This is a genomic window from Clostridium guangxiense, from assembly GCF_021043395.1.
Taxonomy (GTDB): domain Bacteria; phylum Bacillota; class Clostridia; order Clostridiales; family Clostridiaceae; genus Clostridium_S; species Clostridium_S guangxiense.
In genome coordinates this window covers 1-11,924 of sequence record NZ_JAJNKE010000068.1, presented here as the reverse complement: position 1 = coordinate 11,924, position 11,924 = coordinate 1, and the positions used below count along the sequence as shown (strand labels likewise).

Annotated in this window: 10 protein-coding genes; 1 reads left to right on the top strand and 9 read right to left on the bottom strand. The window is 30.6% G+C overall.

The genetic code is table 11. The features are described from left to right. Positions 1–174 precede the first annotated feature (174 nt). From LQK79_RS20190 to LQK79_RS20150, 9 genes are all read right to left on the bottom strand, one after another. A complete protein-coding gene (locus LQK79_RS20190; RefSeq protein ID WP_231017677.1) occupies positions 175–2,025 on the bottom strand; it encodes an APC family permease in 1,851 nt (616 codons plus the stop codon). Between the two features lie 215 nt (positions 2,026–2,240). Beyond that, the gene (locus tag LQK79_RS20185) at positions 2,241–2,657 is read right to left on the bottom strand and encodes an acyl-CoA thioesterase (RefSeq protein ID WP_053240844.1); all 417 of its coding nucleotides are present in this window, start codon (positions 2,655–2,657) and stop codon (positions 2,241–2,243) included. Positions 2,658–2,679: 22 nt separating this feature from the next. Beyond that, complete coding sequence (locus LQK79_RS20180; protein WP_053240843.1) at positions 2,680–3,651, bottom strand: LacI family DNA-binding transcriptional regulator; 972 nt, start codon at positions 3,649–3,651, stop codon at positions 2,680–2,682. 284 nt (positions 3,652–3,935) lie between these two features. Continuing rightward, the gene (locus tag LQK79_RS20175) at positions 3,936–4,892 is read right to left on the bottom strand and encodes a carbohydrate kinase family protein (protein ID WP_231017675.1); all 957 of its coding nucleotides are present in this window, start codon (positions 4,890–4,892) and stop codon (positions 3,936–3,938) included. 20 nt (positions 4,893–4,912) lie between these two features. Next, a complete protein-coding gene (locus LQK79_RS20170; protein WP_231017673.1) occupies positions 4,913–6,598 on the bottom strand; it encodes a glycoside hydrolase family 13 protein in 1,686 nt (561 codons plus the stop codon). Between the two features lie 16 nt (positions 6,599–6,614). Next, positions 6,615–7,442, bottom strand: coding sequence for a carbohydrate ABC transporter permease (locus LQK79_RS20165; protein ID WP_053240841.1), 828 nt, complete (start codon positions 7,440–7,442; stop codon positions 6,615–6,617). After that, the gene (locus LQK79_RS20160; RefSeq protein WP_198149895.1) at positions 7,442–8,335 is read right to left on the bottom strand and encodes a carbohydrate ABC transporter permease; all 894 of its coding nucleotides are present in this window, start codon (positions 8,333–8,335) and stop codon (positions 7,442–7,444) included. Before LQK79_RS20160 ends, LQK79_RS20165 begins: the two co-directional genes overlap by 1 nt. Positions 8,336–8,511: 176 nt before the next feature. After that, a complete protein-coding gene (locus LQK79_RS20155; RefSeq protein WP_231017671.1) occupies positions 8,512–9,810 on the bottom strand; it encodes an ABC transporter substrate-binding protein in 1,299 nt (432 codons plus the stop codon). A 164-nt stretch (positions 9,811–9,974) separates the two neighbouring features. Beyond that, the gene (locus LQK79_RS20150; RefSeq protein ID WP_231017670.1) at positions 9,975–10,751 is read right to left on the bottom strand and encodes an alpha/beta hydrolase; all 777 of its coding nucleotides are present in this window, start codon (positions 10,749–10,751) and stop codon (positions 9,975–9,977) included. Between the two features lie 242 nt (positions 10,752–10,993). Here LQK79_RS20150 and LQK79_RS20145 point away from each other — a divergent pair, with 242 nt between their 5' ends. Further along, positions 10,994–11,731, top strand: a complete 738-nt coding sequence (locus LQK79_RS20145) for a GNAT family N-acetyltransferase (RefSeq protein ID WP_053240837.1) — start codon at positions 10,994–10,996, stop codon at positions 11,729–11,731. The last annotated feature ends 193 nt before the right edge of the window (positions 11,732–11,924 follow it).

Below are 11,924 nucleotides of genomic sequence, written 5' to 3'. Positions count from 1 at the left end.
TTACAAGACTTCTTGGCAATTACCTTGACTGGACTTTCACCAGTTAGTATAGTCCAGCTTAGCTGGACGCACGAGCAATAGCGAGTTATTGAAATATCTTAGTATTTTATGATTTTTTTACCTTATATTTATGGATTCTTTTTAATATTCCAAAGTACTATTACTTCACTTACCTTACACCTTCAAATGATATGGATACATAGAAATAACTGTATTATCATACTTAAGAAGTGCTTCTCTAAGTATCAATCCTGTGTGGTTATGCAAAAATTGTCCGCCCCAGCCACTAGTCATAAACTGAGGTAATACTACCGTTACTTTTTCGTTCTTATCTGCAGCTTTAGCTATTATGCCTATATACTCTATAAGCGGATTAATAACAGCTCTATATGGAGAATACTTACATACTAAAAGTATATCTGTATTAAGTTCTTTCCATCTTCCTTGAAGCTTTTTCATATATGCCTTATCCGAAGATACACTAAGTGCTATTACATCTGGTGTTATACTCCTAGCATATTTAAGTGCCCCCAAAGTTGCCTTGTTTAAGCTTGAAATAGGAACTACTATAATGTGATTAAAGTGATCATTTATTTCAAAGTTTTTAAGTTCATCTTCGCTTGTTCTAAGGCCATCAGCTACTTTATTGTAATGCTTCTTAATTCTCATCATCATATATGCAAGTATAGGAATGAGTAGTATTACAACCCATGCACCCTCTTCAAATTTCACAGACATTATAACTATTGTTGTTACAAGTGTTATTATTGCTCCTAAACCATTGATAATTTTACCTTTTATTTTTCCGGGTTCAGTGCTTCTATGCCAATGTATAACCATACCTGTCTGTGCTAATACAAATGACAAGAAAACTCCAACAGAATATAGATTTATTAGAAGGTCTGTATTTGCTTTAAAAATTAATGTTAAAATACAAGCTATAAAAGTTAAAAATACAATTCCATTTGAATAACTAAGCCTTTTTCCTCTTGTAGCAAAACTTCTTGGCATATAGCCATCTCTTGCAATTACAGACATAAGCATTGGGAATCCTGTAAATGCAGTATTACATGCCATTATAAGTATAATCGCAGTAGTAACCTGTATTACATAAAACATAAAAGTATATCCACCAAATACACTATAAGCAATTTGTGCTAATACAGTTACTTTAGTGTCTTTAAAATATACAGCATGATAAAATCTAGCAAGAATAGATGTACCACCAAATATTAAAAATATAGTACAAATAAGAAGGAGCATTACTTTAATAGCATTTTTTTGACTTGGCGCTTTAAAGTTAGGTACAGAATTACTTACAGCTTCTATTCCTGTTAATGCAGAACATCCTGATGAAAATGCTCTTAAAATTAAAAATAGTCCAATCTGTCCACTCGATTTAACAACTTCATGAAGCATAGGCTGTGTTGTTACTCCATACATAGAATATCTAATAAGTCCATATACAATCATGAAAAGCATACTAAATATAAATAAGTATGTTGGTATACTAAATATCTTTGAAGATTCTCCAACTCCTCTTAAATTAAGAATAGTTAAAACAATTATAAGACCTACCGTAATAATAACTTTTTCATCATGAAGCGATGGAAAGGCTGATGTAATAGCTGCTACGCCTGCACTAGCACTAACTGCAACTGTTAATATATAATCTAAAAGAAGAGCTGCTCCCGCTATAAGACCTGGAGTAACTCCAAGGTTTTCTTTTGCAACTATATATGCACCACCACCATGTGGATAGGCTTTTATTATCTGAATGTAAGAAATTCCAAGTATAATAAGCAATCCTATTATCATAAAAGATACAGTACCTAGCCACTTGTAGGAAAGCACTCCTATTACAGGTAATAAAACAAGCAAGATTTCCTGTGCAGCATAAGCAACAGACGAAACTGCATCACTGGCCATTACAGCAAGTCCGAAAGGCACATTGTATTTTTCACTAGCGCTTTGCTCGTTTGCCAACGGTTCACCTATAAGTATATCAAGAAACTTTTTTAACATTTTTATCCTCCTTAGAAACACAACCAAACAGTGTTAATCTAATATGTATATGTAGACTATTATAATCCTTTTAATTATAATATCAATTATAATTTATAAAATTTTAACATTTTAATAATACATTAAAATAATATCCTTTACAAATGATAATTTGTCTACTAAAAAAGAGATTTTCTTATTAATTTATCAATTTCAATGTGATTTTAATAATTTATCTACTTTAAAGCACACATTTTATTCCATATTTCGGTATATCTTTTTTTTAAATTGACTATCCTAAAGCTATCTTTATCTACAAAAGTTTGTGTTGTTTCTCCTTCTGCAATTGCCTTATTATCATTTTTTCTTATGACATCGTACTTTAATACAACTTTAACAGGAGAAATTTCTTTTAATGAAGTTTCAATAATAAGCTCATCTGCATATTTTGCTCCCTCATGATATTTACACCTAGTTTCTACTATAGGCATTATTATGCCCATATCTTCCAAATCCTTATACATAATTCCTGCTTCTTTAATAAAATCTTCTCTTGCAACCTCAAAATATATATAATAATTAGAATGATAAACTATTCCCATTTTATCTGTTTCAGCATATCTAACTTTTATATTTGTAACACTCTTAAACATATTTTCTCCTCTTCTCCAACTTTTATGTAGTCTTACGCTCTATTAATTTTATAGGTAAAATATTTTCTGTTTTAACATCTTTGCCATTAATTTGATCTATAAGAAGCTTTACAGCCATTTTACCCATTTCTTCAAGTGGCTGCCTAATAGTGGTTATCTGTGGAACTATTAAAGACGCAATATCAATGTCATCATAGCCTACTATCTTTAAATCCTTTGTTATTTCTTTACCAATAGAATTAGCCACCTGTATAACAGATGCTGCTATCATATCACTACTAGCAAATATGCCATCTATATCAGGATGTTCTTCAAATATATTGCGTACCAGTTTTATATAATTTTCAAAAGTATCCAGTTTGGTTTGTTTTACTACAAAATCTACTTTTTCTTCTTTCACAATATCTATAAATGCATTATATCTTTTATTGGCTGGAGTGTTAAGTTCAAGTGTACCACTTATATGTGCAAGCTTTTTACAGCCTTTCTTAATTAAAAGCTTTGTAGCTAAAGACCCACCTTTGTAGTTATCCGATGTTATAAATGGTATATTGCCAGAAAGATTTCTATCAAAAGTAATTATAGGCAACTTCTGTTTTGAATATTCCGATGTTTCAAGTGTATGGCTCCCCATTATTATTCCATCAACTTGATTTCTTTTAAGCATATTTATATAGTCTTTCTCCTTAATCTTATCCTTATATGAATTGCATAGTAATATCTTATATCCATTCTCATATGCATAGTATTCAATATAATTAGTAAGTTTAGCAAAAAACGGGTGCGATACATCTGGAATTATAAGTCCTATAATATTGGATTTTTTTCTATACAAGGATCTTGCTACCTCATTAGGCTGATAGTTAAGATTCTCCATAGCATCATTAACTTTTTTTCTTGTTTCCTCACTTATGTACCCTTTATTGTTAAGTACTCTTGAAACCGTTGTGACTGCTACGCCTGCTAGCTGAGCCACATCCTTAATCGTTGCCATAAAAACACTCCCTAAATATAAGTTAAAATACACTTAATTATATAATATTGAAACAAACTTGTCTATTAAAATTACATTTATGTGAAATAGTTCTATACAGCATTTTTTCTAGGATTATATGAACAAAAATTATCTATATAAAACTATAGAGAAACTAGTATAAGTATATTATGCATATTGTAAAAAAATATTTGTCTTTACCTTTTTACAAAACACATTTTTAAACCTATACTAATTTCTCTTTACTTATAAATCTATCATTTAAATAATTTTGGGGTATTTTACTATAAATTATACATATCTTTTACCTTTTCAATCGTTGGAAATTCTACCACAGCTCCAGTGTATTTGAGTTTATAGGCACTTACCGCAAATCCAAGCTCTAATGCTTTTTTAATATTATAGCCTTTTATTATAGCTGTATAAAACCCAGACCAAAATGCATCCCCTGCTCCTGTAGTATCAACCACTTCAGTTGCTAATGTATTAAATCTTACAGTTTCATTTCCATTTGAAGCTATTGCTCCATCTTCGCCAAGTGTCATTACTACAAACTTTGCACCAAGCTCAAGAAATTTATTCACTTGATTTTCAGGCGTATCGCTTCCAAATATTCTTTCTGCATCATCCTCTGACGGTTTTATAATATCAACTTTTGAAATTATGTCTTTTACATATTCCGTTCCATCTTCATTCTTGTCCCAAATCATTTTGTGATAATTAGGATCAAACCCAATAATAATATCATTCTTTCTACACTCTTCAATAATTCTAAGTATAGTTTCTCTAGAATGTTTTCTTGAAATAGGCCAGCAGGAAAAATGTACAATTTTTGATTTCCTTACAATCTCAGCTATTTTACAACTAAAATGCAAATGATAATCTGCTCCCCTATAAAATATTGGTATAGGAGTAGCCTTACTTTTAGTTACTAAAACTAAACTTGTTGAATAATCCACCATATCAACATAATCAGTGCTAATATCTGCATTTTCAAGCTTTTTTATCAAAAACTTTCCCAGATTATCCTTTCCAACTGCTGAGACAACACATGAATTTATTCCTAATTTCTTTACATTCATTGCTATATTGGCAGGTGATCCTCCAAAAAACTTATTATAACTATCAGATTGAAATTCCTCTCCATATTCTGCTGATATCATATCAATCAAAAGTTCCCCTACAGTAAGAACATCATTTTCTTTTTCTTTAAACATTATATTATCTTCAAATTTAAACATTTCTTCCACCACTTTACCATTTATTGTTGAAGCATATAAACTCTACTTTCATATGGTTTTAATTTTATTTTTTCTATTGTGCTATCATCTTCATCATAATTGCCAATTACCTTTTCAAAAGAAGAGTATCTGATATTTTCTGGCAGGCAGAATATTGGTTCGCTTTTAGTAAAGTTACATATAACGAGCAATTTTTTATCATTTAATGTTCTTGTATATGCATATATTTCTTTATCGTCTTCTAAAATCAAGTCATATCTACCATATACAACTATTTCATTTTCTCTTCTTATTTTTATTAATTTTCTATAATAATTAAATATAGAGTTTGGGTCATTTATTTGGCTTTCAACATTTATTTTTTTATATCTAGGATTTAATTTTATCCATGGCGTAGCTTCTGAATTTGTAAACCCTGCATTTTCGCCACTGCTCCATTGCATTGGAGTACGTGCATTATCTCTTGAAAGCTCATGAAGATAATTCATAAAGTTATCTTTATCTCTACCTTTTACTTCAACTTCTTCTCTATAACGATTTATAGCACTTATATCTCTATAACCTTCTATAGTTTCAAAATGAACATTAGTCATTCCTATTTCTTCACCTTGATATATATAAGGGGTTCCCTGCTGCATATGAAGACATGTGCCTAGCATTTTCGCTGATTTTTCCCAGTACTCTTTGTCATTTCCAAACCTCGATACAACTCTTGCTTGATCGTGATTATTCCAGTAAAGACTGTTCCATCCACCATTTTCAAGGCCTTTTTGCCACTTTGTAAGTACTTTCTTTAGCTTTATTAAATCAAATGGTTCTTTTGTAGCTTTTGATTCATCCCTATCAATATCCATATGTTCAAATTCAAATACCATATTTAATTCTTTTCTATCTTCTCCAACATACTTCATAGCAATTTCAGGGGTTACAAGGGGTGTTTCTCCAACAGTCATTATGTCATACTTGCTCAAAACTTTTGCATTTAACTCTTTAAGGTATTCATGAACCCTTGGTCCATTCATTATTATAGGATCTTTATCTCCATAGAGGCTTTCCTCTGCTTTTACTCCATCTGGAAAGGCCTGATCTTTAGAAATCATATTTATAACATCCATCCTAAATCCATCAATACCTTTATCAAGCCAGAACTTCACAAGCTCTTGAACTTCTTTTCTAACTTCTGGGTTTTCCCAATTTAAATCTGGTTGCTTCTTTGAAAAACAATGTAAAAAATACATATCAGTATTTTCATCATATTCCCATGCAGAACCAGCAAAAGCCCCTCCCCAATTATTTGGTGCTTTTCCATCCCTAGGATCTTTCCATATATAGTAATCTCTATATTTATTATCTTTAGATTTTCTACTCTCAATAAACCATTTATGCTCATCTGAAGTATGGTTAACCACTAGATCCATAAGGATTTTGATATCTCTTTTATGGGCTTCTTTAAGCAATTTATCAAAATCCTCCATAGTCCCAAATTCATCCATTACATCTCTATAATCACTTATGTCATATCCATTATCATCATTAGGTGATTTATATATAGGGCAAAGCCATATTACGTTAGCTCCCAATAGCTTAATATAATCCAATTTTTCTGTTATGCCTTTTAAATCTCCTATGCCATCTCCATTTGTATCTTTAAAGCTTCTTGGATATATCTCATAAACTACACTTTCTTTCCACCAAACTTTTGCCACATTATCACCTCCAGCGTTATTTTATGGATCCTTGAAGTACTCCATTTATAATGTGTTTTTGCAAGAATAAGTAAACTACTATTACGGGGATAATAGTGAGCATAAGTCCTGCCATTGACAAACCATAATCAACTGTATAAGTTCCATAGAAGTAATAAGTTGAAAGTGGTAATGTTCTCTGATCTGGAACCATAAGTACTAGAGAAGGTAATAAGAAGTCATTCCATATCCATAATATATCAAGTATTAATATTGTCATTGTGGTTGGTTTAAGTAATGGAAATACTATTTTCCAAAATGTTTGAAGCTGTGAGCATCCATCTATCATAGCTGCTTCCTCGAGCTCTTTAGGTATACTTTTTATAAATCCATGATACATAAATACGGCAAGAGCTACTCCAAATCCAAGATACATATATATGAGACCCCATTTACTATTTAGCATGTTAATAGAACCATATATCTTAACAAGAGGTATCATTATTCCCTGAAACGGTATTATCATAGATGCAACCATCATTAGAAAAATAGCATTGTTGAATTTCCAATTTCTTCTTGCAAGTATATATGCTGTCATAGATGATAGAACAACTATAAGTACAACACTAACAGAAGTTACTATTAATGAGTTCACAAATCCATGCATATAATCCATTTTTTCAAATGCACTTACATAGTTTGCAAAACTTATTTTCTTTCCTAATTTCAATGGATTAATCAAAATCTCCGCATTGCTTTTTAATGAATTGAATAGTACAAATAAAAATGGAACTAAATAAGCAAATAATAAAACCGCAAGAATAATTGTTTTTATAATATTTGCTATAAGTTTCTGCTTCTTCATTAGCTTTCCACCTCCATTTTTTTACTGAAGTAAACCTGAGCTACTGTTATAACTGCAACCATTAAGAATAAGAAGAATGCCTGAGCTTGCCCTACGCCGTATTGTTGAGATAAGAATGCCTTTTGGTAAACTGTCATAGCTACCATTTGAGTTGCACCATAAGGTCCTCCCTTTGTAAGTGACAAGTTTACATCATATATCATGAAACATCTTTGAAGAGATAAGAATACACATATAGTAAAGGATGGAATCATCATTGGAAGTACTATACTTCTCATTTTTCTAAAGCTAGTTGCTCCATCTATATCTGCGGCTTCCAATATATCCTTTGGAACTCCCATAAAACCTGCTATATAAATAATCATCATATATCCGGAATATTGCCATATTCCAACTATTACTAATGTCCAAAATGCTTTTTTAGGATCAGCAAGCCATGAAGATGAAAATATAGCAAGGTGAGCAGTTTTTCCTATATAAACAAGTACATTAGAGAAAATAAACTGCCATACATAACCAAGCAAAATTCCTCCAATAAGATTAGGTGTAAAGAAACCGCTTCTAAATATATTTTGTCCCTTTACTCCACTTGTTAAAATATAAGCCAATAAAAAACCAATTGCATTAGTAAGTATTACAGTAAAAAATACATATTTTAATGTTAATAAAAACGATGTCCAAAAAACCTTATCTTTAAAAACTTCTAAATAGTTTTTAGCTCCAACCATTGAATGAGTAGAAGAAATACCATTCCAGTCAGTAAAGGTTAAGTATATACCAAATATAAATGGTAGTATGATTACGGTAAAAAATATGAATGTAGTTGGTCCTGCAAATACTAAATACGTTTTTAACTTTCCTAAAAAACTTTTTTCTTGATTCACATTTACCATCCTTTCCTTTATAAGATTTATAGGTGATTTTAATTATTTTGAATATATAGTTTTATTTAAATTGGGGCTTTGAGAGATTTACCCTAAAAAAATGGAAAGGGCATAAAGCCCTTTTCATTTTGGTAATGTTTCTACCGAAGTAAGCTTAGTAATGCTTATCCTCTATTTTTTACAACTTATTTTACAGTTTTCCAATATTCCTGAATTTCATTAGCTAAGGCTGCTTTGTCAGTTTTATTAGCAAGATACTTCTGCATAGCTGCTCCAACTTTTGTTCCATGATCAGAAGGTAAAACTGTCATGAATTCTATTGTGTTTTTGCTAGTCATATGCTCTTTAATTGATTTTGACAAAGGATCATCAGGTGCTTCTGTTATATTTTTAAATGCAGTAATTACGCTAGCTTTCTTTACTAAAATATCTTCGCCATCTTTATTGTATACTAACCAATTTAAAAATTTCTTAGCTGCTGCTTGTTGATCTGCATTATTGTTTACTTTGTCTACGCCTATATATTTTGTAACACCTACTGCAATTCCGCTGTTACCATAATCATCAGCATTGTTACTTATAGGAACTGGTATGAATCCAAAATCTTTATTGTCACCTGAGAATTGTTTAACTTGTGGCCAAGCCCAGTTTCCCATGAACCAGAAACCAACCTTACCTTCTCCAATATATTGTTGATCTTTTTCATAAGTAGCTGCTAATGCATCTGACTTATCTATGTTGTATTTTTTCAATACATCAAGAGTGCCTAATAATCCGGTAAATTGTTTGTTTTGAGTTAAATTAACTTTTCCTGCTTTTAAATCATCTAAGAATTTAGCATTTTCCTTGGAGTCTTTAGATTGTGTTGCATATGCTGTTCCAAAGAAATGCGAACCAAGTGACCAATCCATTGGTGAAACAGCAACTGCTGATACTCCTGTAGCTTGTACTTTCTTAAATGCATCTTCTAAATCATTAGTTGTTTTTATCTTTGTTGGATCTACTCCTGCTTTATCAAGCACCTTCTTGTTATATATAATGCCGTCACCTTCTACTGTAAGTGGAAATCCCATTACCTTTCCATCAAGCTTAACAGTATCAAGACTTCCCTCTTGTGCATCTTTGACCCATTTTTCATTAGATAAATCTGCAAATTTATCTTTAAATTTTATAACATCTCCTGGATCAACTATTGCTAACGCTGGTGCATTTTGTGAAGAATACATTGTACTCAATTTTTCAAATGGTGACTGACCAGCTGAACATGCAACAACATCTATTGTTATATTAGGGTTAGCTTTTGAAAAAGTTTTTACAGCTTCTTCTAATTGTGATTGAATTTCTCCTTTTGAGTTCATAATACTTATTTTAACTTTCTTTGACGAACCTGAACCACTACTACTGCTACTACTACCACAACCTGCTAATAGACCACCTGTAATTGTAACTGCAGCTAATAACGATAATATTTTTTTACACTTCATGTTTTTTCCCCCCACAATATTTTAATCAATTTTATGTAAACATTTACTTGATGATTTTATTATATACGATTGTATTTAATGTGTCAACCGTTTTCATATAAATTTTTATAAATATTATCCGTTTCCATATGTGCAATTATACATATGGAAAAATTGATTTATCTTTATTCACATGACAATTGTTGTTGAAAAAACAACTTAATTACATTTCGCAGTTCTTCTCTTTGTCCAATTGTCTCATAACCATGAGATGCATTTTCTATAATATGCACTTTAACCTTTTCGTAATCCTGTGCATATTTTATTGAGTATTCATACGGCACTATTGTATCACTTTTACCGTGAATAATAAGTACGTTATTTTTATAAGTAGATATGCTATCAGAAATATTAAGATTTCTAATATCATCAATAAATCCTCTACCCACTTTATTTCCCCTAATATCCATATATCCATACTTGTCTATATCCTCTAAACTAATTTCTATTATAGCTTTCTTGTTTACAATGTCATCATAAAGAGAGAATCCTGGTGAACATAGACACATTGCTTTAATATCTGACTGTCTTTGCGGAGCTAAAAGACTAGCTATTAATCCCCCCAGACTGTAACCAAGCAAACCAATTCTACGTGAATCAATAAAATCTAAACTTTTTACAAAATCTAATATTGTCTTACCATCTTCAATTTCAGATTGCAAACACATATCTTCAAATTTTCCATCACTTTCTCCACTACCAGCGAAGTCAAATCTAACGCTTGCTATTCCATTTTCCTCTAGTTCTTTTGATATTTCTGTAAAAATCCCGCCCTCCATCCTATTTCCTGTAAATCCATGGAACATTATTACCGCAGGAACTTTACTGCTTATTCCCTCTGGTTTATGTATCATTGCTCTTAAAATGTAATTTTCCCTTTGACATTCTCCATAAATCTGCACATTTACCACATCCTTTAATTAATCATGATTTAATAAATTTCTATTGAAAACCTTTACTTTAATTTATTATATATGCTTTAAAAATATGTGTCAACCGTTTTCATATAGTAATTGCTGTTATTAAACATAAACCGCCCTGAAGCTTAAAATTTATTTCCAAATGGCTTTTCCAACTTTTTCAAATTTATTGTTAATTTCATTCTATTGTGCTATCATATTGAATTATAAGGTGGTGGTAATTTATGATAAACATAATTCCAGATCGTCAGCTAAAAAAAATAAATTATTACTGGCAGGATATTTTGGATTATAACACTCATGATAAAACCTATGCATCTCAAATAACTCCAGATAATAAATTAAGCAAATCAAATAAAATTTTTATATATAATATAAATCAAAGGTCATTTTTAAAAGTCGATCCTTTTCTTCATGATGAAATAAGTAAATTCATAGAAGATCATTATTCTTACAAAACTGTTGATATAAACTGCTTTGTAAAAGGATATGGAGATAATGTATCCAATGTTGATATTAACTATATTTATTATCTTTCTGATAGTAGTTTAATACATGATATATTTGATTCTAGATATCTGATAAGACCCCTTACTTTTTCAGACGAGAAATTGTTTGAAAATTTCAAACATAATTGTTCTAAAGAAGATTTTCAAGCAGTCCAAATTGGATTATCTGCCCCTTTAATTTTAGGATGTTTTTACAATAATGATTTAGTTGCAGTAGCAAGCCTATTGTATTTAAAGAATACTATTGCAGATATAAAACTTATTACTCTACCAGAATATAGAAAAATGGGTATTGGAAAACTTCTTTTAAAATCACTTTGCTTTAATGGACTTTCTCAAAATAAAATACTCCAATTTAAATTTTCTAAAGATAACATAGCTTTAAAAAAGATAGCTGAACTTCTTGGCTTTAAATTATATGTTGTAGAGGAAAGCTTTACGCTTAAAAAATAACAGCATTTGAATACATTAAATAAAATTTGTAAATTACACTATTGCCTTTTCAAAACATATCTTGGAGGAGAACCGTACTCTTGCTCTCCTTCAAATATAGAAGGATAATGGGCTTCGCCCCATAGCCATCAACCTAATTATTCAGTAAACTGAATAATAAATATATTTAGCTTTTTTATTATAATGGAAATGA